Raw genomic sequence first — 18,833 nt, forward strand, 5'->3', positions numbered from 1 at the left:
CTCTCGTTCCGGCGCGGAGCTGTAAACCTATTTGCCCCTTGCCTGCAACGCTGCACTTGACCTTTGGGCATTGGAGAAGAAGGGTGCGACAATGGCAATGGCGTGAAGCGGGGGCACCGATTGAGCGAAGAAACGATCAGGCGAAGAGCCACGGTTCATGATGTGGCGCGCGCCGCAGGCGTCTCTCTGGCAACGGTCGATCGCGTGCTCAATGGTAGGCCCGGCGTACGCGCCGTCACCGCCGAAAAGGTCGAGGAAGCCATTGCCGAACTGGGTTTTTCCCGCGACCTCAATGCCTCCCTGATGGCGCGCTCGCGCGATCTTAGCGTGGTCTTCTTCATCCCCGACGGCAGCAATGAATTCATGGACAGCCTGAGCCAGGCGGTGCAGAGGCGTTCACCCCTGGCGCTGGCCGATCGTATCCATCTCGCGGTCCGCCGTGTGCGGGCTCTCGATGCGGTCGCATTGGTCGAGGGGCTCGACCGGCTCGATGCGCGCAATTGCGACTGCGCGGTGATCGTCTCGAGCGATGCCCCCGAGGTTCTGAGCGCCATTGATGCCGCGCAGCGTCGCGGCGTCACGGTCATGACCCTGGTATCGGACCTGCCCGGCTCGTCGCGCCGCAATTTCATCGGCATAGATAATGTCGCAGCCGGGCGTACCGCTGCCTCGCTGATGGGGCGCTTTCTGCCTGAGGGGGGCACGGTGGCCGTGGTGGCCGGGTCCCTGCATCTGCGCGACCATGCCGAACGGCTCGAAGGCTTTTCGGCGGTGCTGGCCGGCGAATATCCGGACATCGACATTATCGGTCCGCTCGAAGGCCATGACGAGCGCACCGAGACCGCCCAGATCATTGCGCGCCTTCTTGCGGATCACCCCGACCTGGCCGGTCTCTATAATCTCGGCGCCGGCAATGGCGGATTGGTCACGGCGCTGGAACAATCGGGTCGCAGCGGCACCTTGCGCGTTATCGCACACGAGTTGACCGCGCCGACCCGCGCCGGCCTGATCAGCGGCGCCATCGACGTTGTGCTCGACCAGAACCCGGATGGGGAAATCCGCGAGGCCATCGCCGCGGCGCGCGCCCTGGCACTCGATGCGTCCCGGTCGGCGGTGACCGACCCCATTGAAATAGGGATTTTCCTGCGGGATAATCTGCGCTAAGAAACGCGCCAATCTCGAAATCGGCGTGGCCCTAACATGGGTGGGAGGACGTTTGGATGACTTTGGTGACCACTCATGAGGTACGTGCCTCATGACATTTCTCGGCATTGATATCGGCACGTCCGGGGTCAAGGCACTGCTGATCGACGAAGCCGGCAAGGCGCTTGGCGAGGCAACGGCTCCCGCCGTGGAGCCGGTTCGCCCCCGCCCGGGCTGGTCCGAGCAGAACCCGGCCGATTGGTGGACGGCGACGCTGGGCGCCATCGATAAGCTCAAACAGAGCCACGGGGCAGCGCTGGCGGCGGTCAAGGGCATTGGCCTCTCGGGCCATATGCATGGTGCCACGCTTTTGGGTGACAATGACGAGGTGCTGCGTCCCTGCATTCTCTGGAACGATGGACGCTCGGCCGAGGAATGCAGCGAAATGGAAGCGGCGCTTCCCTCTTTGCGGCAATTGGCGGGTAATATCGCCATGCCCGGCTTCACCGCCCCCAAAGTCGCCTGGGTGCGCAAGCACGAGCCCGATATTTATGCCCGCATCCGCAAAGTGCTGCTGCCAAAGGCCTATGTGCGGCTGCTGCTGACGGGCGAACATGTCGAGGACATGTCCGACGCCGCCGGCACGCTTTGGCTCGATGTGGCTAAACGTGACTGGTCCGACGACCTGCTCGGCGTTACCGGTCTCACCCGCGATCACATGCCGTCTCTGGTGGAAGGCTCTTCTGTCTCCGCTCAGCTCAAGCCCGAATTGATGGCGCGCTGGGGCATGTCGGGCACCGTGGTTGTGGCGGGCGGCGCTGGCGACAATGCTGCGGCAGCCTGCGGTATTGGCGCGGTGCGGCCCGGCGAAGGCTTTGTTTCGCTCGGTACGTCGGGCGTGCTTTTCGTTTCCAACGAAAAGTTCAGCCCCAATACCGAAGGGGCTGTGCACGCCTTTTGCCACGCCATTCCCGATACCTGGCATCAGATGGGCGTCATTCTCTCGGCCACCGATAGCCTCAATTGGCTCTCGCGCATCACCCGGAAAAAGCAGGCCGAGCTGTCTGGTGAAGCCGAAGCGCAATTCACCGGGCCGGGGGAGACCATCTTCCTGCCCTATCTTTCGGGCGAGCGCACCCCGCACAACAATGCCAATGCCCGCGGCTCGTTTGTGGGCCTCAGCCAATCCACCGAGCCGGCGCAACTGGCGCAGGCCGTGATGGAAGGCGTCAGCTTTGCCATGCGCGACTGCCAGCGCGTGCTGGCTGATGCCGGAACCCGCATCAACCGCCTCCTGGCGGTGGGCGGGGGCAGCAAATCGGCCCTGTGGCTCAAAATGCTGGCCACCAATCTCAATATGGAAATCGCCCTGCCCGAGGATGGCGATTTCGGTGGTGCGCTGGGCGCGGCCCGGCTCGGCCTCTGCGCCGCCACCGGTGCCGATCCCATGGACGTCATGACCATGCCCGGGATCAAGACCGCAATCGCGCCCGACCAAGACCTGTCGGCCGCCTATATCGATCAATATGCGCGCTATCGCGCCCTTTACCCTGCCATCGAGGAGGCACGTTCGTGACCGATTTTTTCTCTGGTCTCAGCCAGATCAAATATGAAGGCCCTGCCAGCAAGAACCCGCTGGCCTATCGCCACTATAACAAGGACGAAGTGATCGCCGGCAAGCGGATGGAAGACCATATCCGCCCGGCCATCGCCTATTGGCACACATTCGCCCAGGAAGGCGGCGATCCGTTTGGCGGCCGGACCTTTGATCGCCCCTGGTTCGACAAGGGCATGGACGGTGCCAAGCTCAAGGCCGATGTGGCATTTGAGTTCTTCGACCTGATCGACGTGCCCTTCTACTGCTTCCACGATGTCGACGTGGCGCCGGAAGGCGCGACCCTGGCCGAAAGCAACAAGAACCTGCGTGTGATTGGCGACATCTTCGCCAAAAAGATGAGCCAGACCGGCAAGAAGCTGCTCTGGGGCACGGCAAACCTGTTCTCCAACCGCCGCTATATGGCGGGCGCCGCCACCAATCCCGATCCGGAAGTGTTCGCCTATGCCGCCGGCCAGGTGAAGGCTGTGCTCGAGCTGACCAACGAACTGGGCGGCGAGAACTACGTGCTCTGGGGTGGCCGTGAGGGCTACGAAACCCTGCTCAACACCAAGATCGGCCAGGAGCAGGACCAGATGGCCCGCTTCCTGCATCTGGTGATCGAGCACGCTGAAAAGATCGGCTTCAAGGGCCAGATCCTGATCGAGCCCAAGCCGCAGGAGCCATCCAAGCATCAATACGACTTCGACGTCGCTACCGTTTACGGCTTCCTCCAGAAATACGGTCTCGAAAAGAAGGTGAAGTGCAATATCGAGGTTGGCCACGCCTTCCTCGCCGGTCACTCCTTCGAGCACGAACTGGCTGTGGCCTCCTCGCTCGGTCAACTCGGTTCGGTCGATGCCAACCGCAATGACCTGCAATCGGGCTGGGATACCGACCACTTCCCGAACAATGCCGGCGAAATGGCCCTGGCCTTCTACTACATCTTGAAGCAAGGCGGTCTGGGCAAGGGCGGCTTCAACTTCGACGCCAAGGTGCGCCGTCAGTCGCTCGACCCGGCCGATCTGCTGCATGGCCACATTCTGGGCCTCGACACCCTAGCCCGTGGTCTCAAGGGCGCCGTTGCCATGATCGAGGATGGCGAATTCGACAAGCTGCTCGATGACCGCTATGCCGGTTGGGACAATGGTCTGGGCAAGGATATTCTGGCCGGCAAGATGAGCCTGGCCGATATCGCCGCCAAGGTCGATGCCGATGGCATCAACCCCCAGCCGCGTTCCGGCCGCCAGGAATATCTCGAAAACCTGGTCAATCGCTTCGTTTGACTTTGAGCCGTCCCGCAAGACCCATGGGAGCTATGCTCGCATGGCGGGCGGCGGCACTATTCCTCTCCCCATCGGGGAGAGGGTGGATCGGGCGCAGCCCGAGACGGGTGAGGGGGTGCTGACGGCGCCCCCTGGACTCGCGGAAACCTTCCCCTCATCCGGCGCTCCGCGCCACCTTCTCCCCAATGGGGAGAAGAATAGGAGGCCCAATGTCTCAGATCACCAATCCCATCCTTCCCGGCTTCAATCCGGATCCGTCCATTCTGCGTGTGGGCGACGACTACTATATCGCCACCTCCACCTTCGAATGGTTCCCCGGCGTGCAGATCCATCATTCCAGGGACCTGGCGAACTGGGAGCTGATCACCCGCCCGCTCACCCGCAAGAGCCAACTCGACATGCGCGGTGACCCCGACAGCTGCGGCGTCTGGGCGCCCTGCCTCACCCATGACGGGGAAAAATTCTGGCTGGTCTATACCGATGTGAAGCGCAAGGACGGCTCGTTCAAGGACGCCCACAATTACATCGTTTGGGCCGACAAGATCGAAGGCCCCTGGTCCGACCCGGTCTATGTCAATTCCTCGGGTTTTGACCCCTCGCTCTTCCACGACGATGACGGGAAAAAGTGGTTCGTCAATATGACCTGGGACCACCGCCGGCGGCCGCTGCTGTTTGCCGGTATCGTGCTGCAGGAATTCGACCCCGAGCAGGGCAAGCTCGTCGGCCCGATCAAAAACATCTATAAGGGCACCGATCTCAAACTAGTCGAAGGGCCGCATCTTTATAAGCGCAATGGCTGGTACTACCTGCTGACCGCCGAAGGTGGCACGGCCTATGACCATGCCTGCACTTTCGCGCGCTCGCGCAATATCGACGGGCCCTATGAAACCCACCCCGACCAATATGTCCTGACCTCCAAGGATGCGCCGCTGGCCGCCCTGCAGCGGGCTGGCCATGGCGATATTGTCGAGACGCCCGAAGGCAGGACCTATCTCGTGCATCTGACCGGCCGTCCGACGACGCAGGAACGCCGCTGTGTTCTGGGTCGAGAAACCGCTATCCAGGAAGCCTATTGGGGCGAGGATGACTGGCTCTATGTCAAGAACGGGCCTGTGCCATCCCTCCATGTCGAGGTGCCCGGCACGCGCGACGAGGCCAAATACTGGGCCGAGCAGCGCTATACATTCGAAAACGGATTGCCCATCGACTTCCAGTGGCTGCGCACGCCCGATACCGATCGAATTTTCTCAACCGAAGGCGGCAAGCTGACGCTTTTCGGTCGTGAATCGATCGGGTCCTGGTTCGAGCAGGCGCTGGTGGCCCGTCGGCAGACCCATTTCTCCTATGATGCGGAAACCGTGGTCGATTTCGCCGCCACCGACGAACGCACCTTTGCGGGGCTGACGGCCTATTACAGCCGCTACAATTTCTTCTATCTGGCCGTCACCGCCCATTCCGACGGGCAGCGCGAACTGCTGTTGATGAGTTCGGAAATCTCCTGGCCCGACGGCAATCTCAAATTCCCGGCCGAGCCGGTGCAGATCCCCAATGAAGGCAAGGTCAAGCTGGCGCTGACTATCAGGGGCAAAAAGCTGCAATTTTTCTACGCCCTCGAGGGCCAGGATTTGCAGCCTATCGGGCCGGTGCTTGACGCCTCGATCCTTTCGGATGAATGCGGCGGCCACCAGGCTCATGGCAGCTTTACCGGCGCCTTTGTCGGCATGGCGGCCAGCGATCTCAATGGTATGGCGAGCCCCGCCCGTTTCGACTATTTCACCTATCGGCCGGTGCGTGATCCTTCCGACCGATACGAGGTCGATGCGCTGAGCTGAACACGCCTATTTCAACGACATGGCGCGGGAGAGGACGAACTGCCTCTCCCGCGCCTTGTCATTTTGAAGCGAACCAGCAAGTTTGGCGCCCGCGAGTCAAAGGGAGCCAAATATGAAACTCGAATCGATCGCCCTGCACCATGGTTATGAATCGGAAGCTACCACCAAGGCGGCTGCCGTTCCGATCTACCAGACCACCTCCTACACCTTCGACGACACCCAGCATGGTGCCGACCTGTTCGATCTCAAGGTCGCCGGCAACATCTATACTCGCATCATGAACCCCACGACCGCTGTGCTGGAAGCGCGCGTCGCCGAGCTTGAAGGCGGCATTGCCGGCCTGGCGCTGGCATCGGGCATGGCCGCGATCACCTATGCGATCCAGACCATCGCCGGGGTCGGCGACAATATCGTCTCGGTCTCCCAGCTCTATGGCGGCACGTATAATCTGTTCGTGCATTCCTTCCCCCGCCAGGGCATCGAAACCCGTCTGGTCGCTCATGACGATTATGAGGGTTTTGAAAAGGCCATCGACGACAAGACCAAGGCGGTTTTCCTCGAATCCATCGGCAATCCGGCCGGCAATGTTGTCGATATCGAAAAGATCGTCGAGATCGCCCACCGCCATGGGGTGCCGGTGATCGTCGACAACACGGTCGCAACGCCCTATCTCACGCGCCCCTTCGATTTTGGCGCCGATATCGTGGTGCATTCGCTAACCAAATATATCGGCGGCCATGGCACCTCCATTGGCGGCATTATCGTGGATTCGGGCAAGTTCGACTGGAAGGCCAATGCCAAGCGCTTTCCGGTCCTTAATGAGCCCGACCCCTCCTATCACGGCGTTGTCTATACCGAGGCGCTGGGGCCGGCAGCCTATATCGGGCGCGCCCGCGTCGTGCCGCTACGCAATACCGGCGCGGCCATTTCGCCGCTCAACGCCTTCCTGATCCTGCAGGGTTTGGAAACCCTCGGCCTGCGCATTGAGCGCCACGCCGAAAACGCGCTCAAAGTGGCCAATTACCTCAAGAGCCATCCCAAGGTGGAATGGGTCAATTATGCCGGCCTGCCGGACAGCCCCTATCACGCCGTGGCCAAGAAGATTTCCAAAGGCTCGGGCTCGGGCATCCTGTCCTTCGGCATCAAGGGCGGCAAGGAAGCCGGCGGCCGCTTCATCGACGCGCTGCAGATGATCCTCAGGCTGGTCAATATCGGCGACGCCAAATCGCTCGCCTGCCACCCTGCATCGACCACGCATCGCCAGCTCTCCACCGAGGAGCTGAAAAAGGCCGGCGTGTCCGAGGATCTGGTGCGCATTTCGGTGGGCATCGAGCATGTCGAGGACATCGTTGCCGATATCGAGCAGGCCCTGGCCAAGGCCTGATCACAAAACTTCGATCCGGGGGCGACAGCCCCCGGTCACCAGCGTATTATGATGTCATAGCGGTCGCAGTCACTTGCGTCTCGCGCCTGTTTGCGCATCTCGCGGGTCTGCGGTCTCCGAAGGAAAGCGGAGGAGTGATGCTCATGGCCTCAATGCATGTCATGTCCGGCGCCGGCGACAAGCTCGACATGCCGGTGATCCAGCAGATTTCGATAGCCGATCTCGGCGATGCGCTCAGGCGCGGCACGGCCGATTTCTGGGCCAAGCCCAGTCACTATGTGCTGCTGATGCTGATCTATCCCATCATTGGCATCGTGCTGACGGTATGGATGAATGGCTGGCACGCCTGGACCCTGCTCTACCCGCTGGTCGGCGGCTTTGCCCTGGTCGGCCCCGTCGCTGCCCTGCCGCTTTACGAGATTTCCCGCCGCCGCGAGCGGGGTGAAAATCCAGGCTGGCGCGATGCCATGGCCGTGCTGCGCTCGCCGGCCATGGGCAGCATTGTGGCGGTCGGCGCTATGCTTTTCGTCCTTTTCACCCTCTGGCTCACCAGCGCCCAGGCGCTTTATGAAAGCCTTTTCGGTCCCTCGCCGCCGCACACGCTCGACGTGCTCGTCAACCAGATCCTGACCCAGCCAGGCGGCATGACGCTATTGGCGGTCGGCACGGGTCTCGGCGCCCTCTTCGCGCTGGTTGTTCTTTGCACCACGGTGATCGCTTTCCCGCTCATGCTGGATCGCGATGTGGGGGCCTATGTGGCGGTCGAAACCTCGTTCCGGGCGGTGATGCGCAATCCTGTGCCGCTCCTGGCCTGGGGTGTCATTGTCGGCGCCGGCATTTTCCTCGGGTCCCTGCCGCTCTTTGTCGGCCTCGCCGTGGTGCTGCCCATTCTCGGCCATGCCACCTGGCACCTTTACCGCAAGCTGGTTGGCGACGCCTCCCTGATCCGCAAGCCGGAACCGGCCGAGGAGCACACGACGGGCTAGGGCGCTTCCAGCAAAAGTGGCGACGGTTTTGCTCCTCGGGCTTCGACCCGAGGATCGGGAGCGCGACAAAACAAGAACTTGGAGCAATTTCGGCGTTTCAACGAAACGGTGAAACGATCTAGAGGGCGCCAAGGAAGGCATAGAGCGCGGCGCGCTCGCGCGCATCAAGAGCCAGAAAGCGGTTTCGCGCAGCCTCGGCCTCTCCGCCATGCCAGGCAATGGCCTCGGCGAAATTGCGCGCGCGTCCGTCATGGAGATAACGGGTCACGCCGCTCACCTGTTCGGTCAGGCCGATGCCCCAAAGCGGCGGCGTGCGCCACTCGCTGCCGCGCGGTCCGGCCAGATCGGGGCCCATATCGTGCAAAAGCAGATCGGTGAAAGGCGCAATGGTCCGATCGGCAAATTCGGGGGGCGCGTCCAGGCTGGTGGTCAGCACGGGCCTATGACAGGCGCCGCAGCCCAGCGTGCCAAAAACGGCCTCGCCCGCCGCCACCTCGCCATCCTGCTCTCGCGGGCGGTCGGGTAGCCCGAGATGGGCGACGTAGAAGGCCATGAGAAAGATATCATTGGCACTGAGGTCCAACCGGTCGGAATGTGCCAGGGCCCGGCAGGCCGCTTGAGCCGGTTGGCAATCGCCACCCGGCGCTTCAAAACCGGGAGCGGTGAGCCCCATATCCAGATGCGCCGCCTTGGCGCTTTGCGCTTCAAGGCTGGGGGCGGTCGCGGACCATCCAAACCGTCCCGCAACCAGTCCCTCCTCGGCCTCGACGAGATTGAGCCGTCCCGAAATACCGTCGCCATCCGCGTCGTCCGGATCGGCTAGCGCCGCCAGAGCGTGCTCGTCCACGGCCTCAAGCAGGCCCAGCCCCACCAATTGCGGCGCCAGCCGCGCCTCGATCCGGGTGGCTGGGTCGAGTGGACCATAGGCGAGATCGGCAATGGAAAAGCGCGGTGCGCGCAGGGCGATCGGGGCGCCATCGGCAAAGTGTATTTCGGTCTCGTGCCAGTCCACCACCGGCCGACCCTCAGGCAGAAGGCCATCTACGGCACGGTCCTGCAATTGGTTGCCATAGACGGGGTCGGGCCCATCCGGACCAACCAGATTGAACACCAGGCCAACAGTTTCGGCACCATCATCGGGCATGGCGCCGCGACCGTCCCTGATATGGCAGGCGAAACAGGATTGGGCATTGTGCAGCGGGCCCAGACCTTCGACGCTGCCATCGGCGCGCCGGCTTGGCTCGCGCACATGGCGGAATAGCCCCAGACCATAATTGAACTTGGCCAAAATTGCTGAATGGACGCCCTGCATGGGCTGGCTCAGCACATCCTGTGGCAGGCCGGCAATGCGGCTTTGTTCGGCCTGGCCGCTCGCTACCAGCGCCAGCCCGCCCAGCATTATGGCCGCAAGGGCCAATCCTACAATCCGCATTGCCCGCATGGCGGCATATTATCCCGTGGACCGCGCCTGGCAATTGTTCAAAATCTGCCCACGCCCGGTTGGATTTCTACCCCGAACGGCCTAAGTTCGGGCTCCATCTTCTCCCGAACCTTCGAGCTCATGGACCAGACCCCCTTTGAGGCTGCCCCCGGCCCCGCTACAGCGGGCCTGACGCCTATGATGGCCCAGTATTTTGAGATCAAGGCGGTCAATCCGGGCTATCTGCTGTTCTATCGCATGGGCGATTTCTACGAGCTCTTCTTCGAGGACGCCGAGATCGCCAGCGCCGCGCTGGGCATTGTGCTGACCAAACGCGGCAAGCATTTGGGCGAAGACATCCAGATGTGCGGCGTGCCCATCCATGCCGCCAATGACTATCTCAACAAGCTGATCAAGCTGGGCCATCGCGTCGCCATCTGCGAGCAGATGGAAGACCCGGCCGAGGCCAAGAAACGCGGTTCGAAATCCGTGGTCCGGCGCGATGTGGTGCGGCTGGTGACCCCCGGCACCCTGACCGAGGACGACCATCTCGATGCGCGCGCGTCCAACTATCTCGCCGCGCTCGCCATGGTGCGCCATGGCGATACCGATTTTGCCCTGGCCTGGGCCGATATCTCGACCGGGGAGACCTTTATTGCCGACCTGTCGGCCGATGAGCTTGGCGACGAAATGGCGCGCATTGCGCCAGCCGAATTGCTGCTGACCGAGGCCACGCGCGCCGCTCTGAATGAACGGCATCTGTTTGCCCCGGCCTGGTCGGCTATTGCCGCAACCATTCCGACCGAAATGGCCGATAGCGAAGCCGCCCTGCCTGTGCTGCGCAATGCCTTTCCGGCTGACCGCTTTGACCCCAGTGCCTTGAGCCGCGCCGGCCGGGCCGCCCTGGCTGCGCTCATTGCCTATATTGGCGAAAGCCAAAAGGGACGCATCGCCCCCTTGCGCCCGCCCCAGAGCAATCCCGGCGCCAGGGTCATGGCCATCGATGCGGCGACACGATCTTCGCTCGAAATTCTCCAGACCCAGCGTGGACAGGCCAAAGGCTCATTGCGGCACGCGATCGACCTGACTGTGACCGCCCCCGGTGCCCGCCTGCTGGCCAGCCGGCTCGCCGCGCCCTTGCGTCAGGCCGCAGCCATCAATGAGCGGCTCGAAGCGGTCACGCGCCTGGTCGATGATCCGCTCCTGCGGTCTCGCTTGCGTCAGGACCTGAAACGCGCCCCCGATCTGGCACGAGCGCTGTCGCGCATTGCGCTGGACCGCGGCGGCCCGCGCGATCTGGCATCCATCGGCCGGGCGGTCAGCGCCGCATTGGACCTGGCCGATCATCTGGGGCGCCAGGGCGATCTTCCCGCCGTGCTGAAGCGCCTGGTGGCAGCGCTCGGCGCCGCGCCGCATGCCCTGGCCAGTGAGTTGGCTCTGGCGCTGGACGATGAGCTGCCCCTGCTCATGCGCGATGGCGGCTTTGTGCGCGGCAGCTACGATGCAAAGCTCGATGAAGAACGCGCATTGGGCCGCGAAACCCGCGCCGTGGTTGCCGCGCTTCAGGCTCGACTGACCGACGAGACCGATATGCGGTCCTTGAAGATCAAGCATAATGGCGTTCTGGGCTATTTCGTCGAAGTGCCGGCGGCGCACGGCCAGAAACTACTCGAAGCCCCCTATCGCGAGACCTTTATCCACCGCCAGACGCTGGCCAATGCCATGCGGTTCACCACGACCGAATTGGCCGATCTCGAAGGGCGTATCGCCCGCGCCCAGGGCGCCGCGCTTGAGATCGAACTGGCGATCTTCGCCCGGTTGCGCGCCGAAACCCTGGCCGCCACCGAGCTATTGCAGGGTCTTGCCGATGCCCTGGCCGAGCTCGATGTCACCGCCGCTCTCGCCGAAGTGTCCGCCACACGCGGCTATTGCCGTCCCATCGTCGACGATAGCCTTGCTTTCGCCATTTCTGGCGGGCGCCACCCGGTGGTGGAATTGATGGTCAAGGCCGAAGGACAGAGCTTTGTCGCCAATGACGCCGACCTGTCGGGCAGCGAGGAAAGCGGCGGCGGCTCTCTCTGGCTGGTTACCGGCCCCAATATGGGCGGTAAATCAACCTTCCTGAGGCAAAATGCACTGATCGCCATTCTCGCGCAGATGGGCTGCTATGTGCCGGCCGACAGCGCCCATATCGGGGTTGTTGATCGGCTCTTCTCCCGCGTCGGCGCCAGCGACGACATTGCTCATGGTCGCTCGACCTTCATGGTCGAAATGGTCGAAACCGCCGCCATTCTCAATCGCGCCACCCGGCATTCCCTGGTCGTGCTGGACGAAATCGGTCGCGGCACGGCCACTTTTGACGGCCTCTCCATTGCCTGGGCGGCGGTGGAGGCCCTGCATGAAACCACCGGCTGCCGGGCGCTGTTCGCCACCCATTTCCACGAATTGACCGCACTGGCCAAGACCCTCTCCCGCGTCGCCAATGTCACCATGAAAGTGCGCGAATGGGAGGGCGAGGTGGTATTCCTGCATGAAGTGGGGCCGGGCGCCGCCGACCGCTCCTACGGCATCCAGGTGGCGCGGCTGGCGGGCTTGCCCGAGCCTGTCATCGCCAGGGCGCGCCAGGTGCTCGATGTGCTGGAACAGAGGTCCAGCGGTACGGCCTCTTCCAGCCAGAAAGCCAGCGTGCTAGACGATCTGCCGCTCTTTGCCCATCAGCCTGCCCCGGCACCAAAGGGCAAGGACCCTGTTCACGAAGCGCTCGATGCCGTCCGCCCCGACGAGATGACGCCGCGGCAAGCTATCGATGCGCTCTACCAGCTAAAGAAACTCCGCGATGACGCTCGCCGAAGTTGAGGCAAGGCCCAAAAAAACGCAGTTCGCGCTGAAAACCGCCGACACACTCCTGGCCGAGTTCGATGCCCTGCTGGGGGACGAACCGGCCCGTTCGCCCAATGCCCGCATGGTCGTGCTCAACCATATCCGCCAAACCCTGGCCGAGGCCAGAAAGAGCGCGGAAGCCGAATTGCTGGCCAATAACAAGGGCACGCGCTGCGCCCAGAACCTGTGCGCGGCTCAGGACGAAATCATCATCGCCGTTCATCGTTTCGCCACCACCAGGGTCTATCCGGTCGACAATCCCTCCGGCGCCGAGGCTATCGCGCTGTCTGCCGTGGGCGGTTATGGGCGCGGCACGCTGGCGCCCGGATCGGACATCGATCTGCTGTTCATCCTGCCCTATAAGCAGACCCCCTGGGGCGAGCAGGTCACCGAATATATTCTCTATATGCTCTGGGACTTGGGTCAGAAGGTCGGACATGCCGTGCGCTCGGTGGATGAATGCATCCGCATGGCCCGCGCCGACATGACGGTGCGGACAGCCACCCTCGAAGCGCGCTTCCTCACCGGAGACAAGGCGCTTTACGACCAGCTCACCCATCGGTTCGAAACGGAGATCATGCCCAAGACGGGGCCCGAATTCATTGCCGCCAAAATGGCCGAGCGCGACGAACGCCACAAGCAGATGGGTAATACCCGCTATGTGGTCGAGCCCAATATCAAGGATGGCAAGGGGGGCCTGCGCGACCTCAATACGCTGTTCTGGATCGGCAAATATTTCTTTTCGGTCAAAACCAGCCATGAACTGGTCGGCAAGGGTGTGCTCTCGGCCGCCGAATACCGGCTCTTCTCCCGCGCCGAAGATTTTCTCTGGGCCGTGCGCTGCCACCTGCATTTCGTCACCGGCCGCGCCGACGAGAAACTGACCTTCGACATGCAGCCCGAGCTCGCCCATCGCATGGGCTATGCCGAGCGGCTCGGCATGCTGGGGGTCGAGCGCTTCATGAAGCGCTATTTTCTCGTCGCCAAGGATGTGGGGGACCTGACCCGCATTATTTGTGCCAGCCTCGAATTCCACCATGCCAAGGATATGGACTTGGTCGGGCGGGTCCTGGCGCCCTTCCGCTCGGGCAAGTCCAAGATCAAGGGCGAGACGGCCTTTATCGTCGATACCGGTCGTCTCAATATCGCCAGCCCCGACGTTTTCGAGAAGGACCCGGTCAACCTGATCCGCGCCTTCATGGTCGCGGGGCGCGAGGAACTGCTATTCCACCCCGATGCCATCAAGCATATTCGCGACAGCCTGCGGCTGATCGACAATAATTTGCGCAATGATCCCAAGGCCAATGCGCATTTCCTCACCATCCTGACCAGCGCCAATTATGTCGAGCGCATTTTGCGGCAGATGAATGAGAGCGGCGTCCTGGGCAAGTTCGTGCCCGATTTCGGCAAGATCGTCGCGCTGATGCAGTTCAACATGTACCACCATTATACGGTGGACGAGCATCTCATCCGCTCGGTCGGCGTCATGGCCCAGATCGCCAATGGCGGCCTGCGCGACGAACTGCCCCTGACCCATGAGCTTTTGCCCCAGCTCAACGATACGCGCCTGCTCTATGTGGCGCTGTTCCTGCACGATATCGCCAAGGGCCGCCCAGAGGACCATTCCATTGCCGGGGCGCGCATTGCCAAAAAACTCTGTCCGCGTTTCGGGCTCAACGAGGCCGAGACCGACACGGTGTCCTGGCTGATCGAATATCATCTGTTGATGAGTGAGATTGCCCAGGCCCGCGACATTCAGGACCCTGAAACCGCCAAGAGCTTTGCCGATGTGGTGCAATCGCCGCAGCGTCTCGCCCTGCTGATGATCCTCACCGCCTGCGATATCCGCGCAGTGGGTCCGGGCACCTGGACCGGTTGGAAGGGCTCGCTCCTGCGTGCCCTCTATTTCGCAACCGAGCCGCTGCTTTCGGGCGGGCATAGTCAGGTCAGCCAATCCGACCGCGTCAATCAGGCGCGCAATGCGCTGGCCAGCGCCCTGTCTGGTTGGGCGCCAGCCGATCTCGAGGCCTATACGGCCCGCCACTATGATCATTACTGGCTGCGTGCCGAGCCCGAATTGCAGCTCGAACATGCAAAAATGATCCGCAATGCCGACAGCATGGACCAGCCCTTTGCCGGCTCGATCCGCGTCAAGGCCTTCGAAGGCATTACCGAGGTCAGCTTCTACACGCCCGACCACCCCCGCCTGCTCTCGCTGATTGCCGGCGCCTGTACCATGCAGGATGCCTCCATCATTGGCGCGCAGATTTTTTCCACCCGCGATGGCCGCGCCATCGATACCTTCCGGCTCAAGCGCTCCTTCACCTCGGACGAAGATGAAAAGGTCCGCGCCACCCGCATCATCGATACGGTCAAGCAATTGCTTCAGGGCAAGCGCCAGGTGCTGATCGATCTGGGCAAGGAAAGCCGCTACAACAAGCGCCTGCGGCCTTTCAGCCTGCCGGCGCAGGTTTCGGTCAGCAATGCCATCTCGGAAAAGTTCACCGTCATCGAGGTGTCGGGCCTCGACCGCATTGGCCTGCTCTATGCGCTGACCCGCGAGATTTCCGATCTCAACCTCACCATCGGCTCGGCCCATATCGGCACCTATGGCGAGAAGGCCGTTGACGTCTTCTATGTCACCGATCTCACCGGCCAGAAAATCCACGTCAAATCGCGGCAGAAGAAAATCCACGATGTGCTGATGGGCGTCTTCAAGCGGCCCGAACAGGAGAAGGGCCAGGACAAGAAGGTGGTCAATGGGTGAGGCCCTTCCATTCCTCTCCCCCTCGGGGAGAGGTGGCTCGACCGCAGGTCGAGTCGGTGAGGGGGTTTTACCCACGGCGCTGGCCTTCGCCGCAACTTCCCCCTCATCCGGCGCTGCGCGCCACCTTCTCCCCGAGGGGGAGAAGACCAGGTGAGCCTCTTCCGCAATTTCCTCTCCGTGGGCTCGCTTACCCTGGTCAGCCGCATTGCCGGTTTTGCCCGCGATGCCCTGATGGCGGCGGTTCTGGGCACCGGCCCAGCCGCCGACGCCTTTTTTGCTGCCTTCCGCTTTCCCAATCTGTTTCGCCGCCTGTTTGCCGAGGGTGCATTCAACACCGCCTTCGTGCCCATGTTTTCCGGCGCGCTGGAGCGCGAGGGCGAGGATGGGGCCAAGCTGCTCGCCGCCCGCATCATGAGCTGGCTGGTGGTGATGTTGTTCATTGTCACCCTCCTGGCCGAAATTTTCATGCCGCAGATCATGCTGGCCTTCGTGCCCGGCTTTGTGGATGACCGGGAAAAGTTCGAGCTGACCGTGCTGCTCACACGGATCATGTTCCCCTATCTCGCCTGCATGTCGCTCATGGCCGCCTATGGTGCCATTCTCAACACATTGGGGCGATTCTTCGCTGCCGCTTTTGCGCCGGTTCTGCTCAATATCGTCAATATTGCCATGCTGGTGCCGCTGGCCACCTTCTGGCTGCAGGCACCCGAACAGGCGACCATCTGGGTGGCCATTGCCACAATGGGCGGCGGCATTGCCCAATTGGTGCTGGTCTGGTCGGCCATCGAGCGCAGCGGTTTCCGCCCGGCTTTCCGCTTTCCGCGGCTCGACAGGGAAGTGCGTCGCTTCTGGGTGCTGGCGGTGCCCGCGATTCTGGCTGGCGGCATCACCCAGATCAATATTTTCGTGGGCACCATCATTGCCTCGGGTGCTGATAATGCCATTTCGGTGCTCTCCTATGCCGACCGGCTCTATCAGCTGCCATTAGGCATTATCGGTATCGCCATCGGTACCGTCCTGCTGCCCGAGCTCAGCCGGCACCTCAAAGGCGGGCGCGACCGTGAAGCCAGGGCGAGTCAGGACCAGGCGCTATTCGTCTCCATGCTGCTCACCATGCCGGCCGCTGTCGCGCTGATCGCCTTGGCCGAACCCATTGTCCGGGTCCTGTTCGAGCGCGGCGCCTTTGACGCGCTGGCGACGCAGCAGACGGCCCAGGCGCTCATCGCCTTCTCTTTTGGCCTGCCGGCCTATGTGTTGATCAGGGTCCTGCAGCCGGGTTTTTTTGCTCGCGAGGACACCGTTACGCCGACGATTTTCGCCGGCGCCAGCGTTGCCGCCAATATCGCCATTTCGCTCTGGCTGTTTCCCAGCCTGCTCCATATCGGCATTGCCGTCGCCACGGCGGCCTCATCCTGGCTCAATGTCATATTGCTGGCCGCCACCCTGGCGCTGCGTGGACATTTCCGCCTCACCTGGCCGCAATGGCGGGCACAGCTCGCCATCCTGGCGATCAGCCTCATCATGGGGGGCGCGCTCTGGCTCCTGGCCAACCAGGGCCATGCGCATCTGGTGAACGGGGTTCCACTCTGGCGGCAGGGTGGCGTTCTGGCGGTGCTGGTTGCCTTTGGTGTCGCGGTCTATTTCACCCTGGTCCATATCAGCGGCACGCAGAACCTGATCCAATTACTCGGCCGGCTGCGCCGCCGCGGCTGATGGTTCCATTCTGAGCTTTGCCCGTATAGAACGGGCGCCTGATTTCGTTTCTGTTATCGAAGGGCATCATGACGTTCAGCCCCCGCGTCTTTTCCGGCATCCAGCCTTCCGGCGATCTGCATCTTGGCAATTATCTCGGCGCCATCCGCCGCTTCGTGCCTTTGCAGGACACGCATGAGACCATCTATTGCGTGGTCGACATGCATGCCATCACCGTCTGGCAGGAACCCGAGGCTTTGCGCCGGGCCACACGGGAAGTGGCCGCCGCCTTCATTGCAGCTGGGGTCGATCCGAAACGCTCGATCGTCTTCAACCAGTCCCAGGTGGTCCAGCATGCGGAACTGGCCTGGGTGTTCAACTGTGTCGCGCGCATGGGCTGGATGGCCCGCATGACCCAGTTCAAGGACAAGGCCGGCAAGAACAGCGAAAACGTCTCACTGGGTCTGTTCGCCTATCCCTCGCTGATGGCCGCTGACATCCTGCTCTACAAGGCCACCCATGTGCCGGTGGGCGACGATCAGAAGCAGCATCTCGAACTCACCCGCGACATCGCCGCCAAGTTCAACAACGATTATGCCGCCTCCATTGCTGCGGAGGGCGTGGCGACTGAGGAGGGGCAATTCTTCCCCATCACCGAGCCGCTGATTGCCGGGCCCGCCACGCGCATCATGAGCCTGCGCGACGGCACCAAGAAGATGAGCAAGTCCGACCCATCGGACCAATCGCGCATTTCCCTGCTCGATGATGCAGACGCCATTGCCAAGAAGATCAAGAAGGCGACGACCGATCCGGCCGAGCTGCCCCATGCAGTGGACGGTCTCAGGGACCGGCCCGAGGCCGATAATCTCGTGGGCATCTATGCCGCGCTTTCGGACAAGTCCAAGGCCGACGTTCTGGGTGAGTTCGGCGGCCAGGGCTGGGGCAAGTTCAAGCCGGCTCTGGCCGAGCTGGCCGTTGCGGTCCTCGCGCCCATGGCCGACGAGATGCGGCGCCTGCTCGATGATCCGCACACGATCGACGCCATATTGCGCGATGGCGGCGAGCGTGCGGGTGCCATTGCCGAACAGACGATGAAGCAGGTACGCTCCATCGTCGGCTTCATCCGCTAGGCCCGGGCAGCAACGGAGGCGCTTTTGGTTTCACAGGTCGAATATAAGCGCAAATTCCTCGTGGTTATCGACGAGACCGAGGAATGCGATCGGGCCCTGACCTTTGCCGCCTGGCGCGTCAAGCGCACTGGCGGCACGGTGGTGTTGATGACGGTGATTCCCCAGCCCGAATTCATCGGATTGGGTGTGGAGGATGTTCTGCGGGCCGAAGCGGTCGAGGAAGCTGAGCGCAATCTTGACCGCCGCATGGCCCGTATCAAGGAAATCGGCGAGGTCCGCGCCGAATCGGTGATCTGCGAAGGCAACGGCCCCGAGCAGATCGAGCGGGTCATCGACAAGGATCACGATATCGCCATTCTGGTGCTGGCCGCCTCCAAGTCCCCTGATGGCCCTGGGCCGCTGGTAACTCATTTCGCCGCCCGCGCCAATGTGCTGCCCATTCCCCTGACCATCGTGCCCGGCCGCATGAGCGACGAAGAAGTCATCGCTATCTGCTGAGCGTCCCGCAGGGAAAATCTCCCCAGTGGGGAGATTTTAGCGAAGCAGGCCCGGAGAGCTATGCTCGCAGGGCGACGCCGTTTAGGCTAGCAGAACCACGAGAGCTAAGCCCGAATGGCTGGAGGCAGGCCACAAGGGCTGTGCTCGAATGACAGGACCGCGGGGTAGTCGTGGGCCCCACGTCCTGGCGCAGACCTCCATTGCGCATTCGGTCTTGCATC

12 protein-coding genes are annotated in these 18,833 nt (G+C 62.5%); 11 read left to right on the forward strand and 1 reads right to left on the reverse strand.

Going from position 1 to position 18,833, the window contains the following annotated elements; all coding sequences use genetic code 11:
* Positions 1–120: 120 nt before the first annotated feature.
* The 6 genes from V8Z65_RS17975 to V8Z65_RS18000 all read left to right on the forward strand — a co-directional run bounded on the left by V8Z65_RS17975 (position 121) and on the right by V8Z65_RS18000 (position 8,225).
* A complete protein-coding gene (locus V8Z65_RS17975) occupies positions 121–1,164 on the forward strand; it encodes a LacI family DNA-binding transcriptional regulator (RefSeq protein WP_338721542.1) in 1,044 nt (347 codons plus the stop codon).
* Positions 1,165–1,255: 91 nt separating this feature from the next.
* Positions 1,256–2,719, forward strand: a complete 1,464-nt coding sequence (gene xylB, locus V8Z65_RS17980) for a xylulokinase (RefSeq protein WP_338721543.1) — start codon at positions 1,256–1,258, stop codon at positions 2,717–2,719.
* Positions 2,716–4,023, forward strand: coding sequence for a xylose isomerase (gene xylA / locus V8Z65_RS17985; protein ID WP_338721545.1), 1,308 nt, complete (start codon positions 2,716–2,718; stop codon positions 4,021–4,023). Before xylB ends, xylA begins: the two co-directional genes overlap by 4 nt.
* 209 nt (positions 4,024–4,232) lie before the next feature.
* The gene (locus V8Z65_RS17990) at positions 4,233–5,855 is read left to right on the forward strand and encodes a glycoside hydrolase family 43 protein (RefSeq protein WP_338721547.1); all 1,623 of its coding nucleotides are present in this window, start codon (positions 4,233–4,235) and stop codon (positions 5,853–5,855) included.
* Positions 5,856–5,967: 112 nt separating this feature from the next.
* Positions 5,968–7,239, forward strand: coding sequence for an aminotransferase class I/II-fold pyridoxal phosphate-dependent enzyme (locus V8Z65_RS17995; RefSeq protein ID WP_338721548.1), 1,272 nt, complete (start codon positions 5,968–5,970; stop codon positions 7,237–7,239).
* Positions 7,240–7,382: 143 nt separating this feature from the next.
* Positions 7,383–8,225, forward strand: coding sequence for a DUF2189 domain-containing protein (locus V8Z65_RS18000; protein ID WP_338721549.1), 843 nt, complete (start codon positions 7,383–7,385; stop codon positions 8,223–8,225).
* Between the two features lie 118 nt (positions 8,226–8,343).
* Here V8Z65_RS18000 and V8Z65_RS18005 read toward each other — a convergent pair whose 3' ends face one another.
* A complete protein-coding gene (locus tag V8Z65_RS18005) occupies positions 8,344–9,666 on the reverse strand; it encodes a di-heme oxidoredictase family protein (protein WP_338721550.1) in 1,323 nt (440 codons plus the stop codon).
* A gap of 120 nt (positions 9,667–9,786) precedes the next feature.
* Here V8Z65_RS18005 and mutS point away from each other — a divergent pair, with 120 nt between their 5' ends.
* From mutS to V8Z65_RS18030, 5 genes are all read left to right on the forward strand, one after another.
* On the forward strand, positions 9,787–12,501 hold the full coding sequence (gene mutS, locus V8Z65_RS18010) for a DNA mismatch repair protein MutS (RefSeq protein ID WP_338721551.1): 2,715 nt from the start codon (positions 9,787–9,789) through the stop codon (positions 12,499–12,501).
* Positions 12,482–15,292: a [protein-PII] uridylyltransferase gene (locus V8Z65_RS18015; RefSeq protein ID WP_338721552.1), complete on the forward strand. Its 2,811-nt coding sequence runs from the start codon at positions 12,482–12,484 to the stop codon at positions 15,290–15,292. The genes mutS and V8Z65_RS18015 overlap by 20 nt, the downstream gene beginning before the upstream one ends.
* Before the next feature lie 150 nt (positions 15,293–15,442).
* Entirely contained in the window at positions 15,443–17,005 is a 1,563-nt protein-coding gene (gene murJ, locus V8Z65_RS18020) for a murein biosynthesis integral membrane protein MurJ (RefSeq protein WP_338721554.1), read from the forward strand.
* Between the two features lie 65 nt (positions 17,006–17,070).
* Positions 17,071–18,114, forward strand: coding sequence for a tryptophan--tRNA ligase (trpS, locus tag V8Z65_RS18025; RefSeq protein WP_338724071.1), 1,044 nt, complete (start codon positions 17,071–17,073; stop codon positions 18,112–18,114).
* Positions 18,115–18,138: 24 nt separating this feature from the next.
* Complete coding sequence (locus V8Z65_RS18030; RefSeq protein WP_338721555.1) at positions 18,139–18,612, forward strand: universal stress protein; 474 nt, start codon at positions 18,139–18,141, stop codon at positions 18,610–18,612.
* The last annotated feature ends 221 nt before the right edge of the window (positions 18,613–18,833 follow it).

It is taken from the genome of Devosia sp. XK-2 (genome assembly GCF_037113415.1).
Classification (GTDB): domain Bacteria; phylum Pseudomonadota; class Alphaproteobacteria; order Rhizobiales; family Devosiaceae; genus Devosia.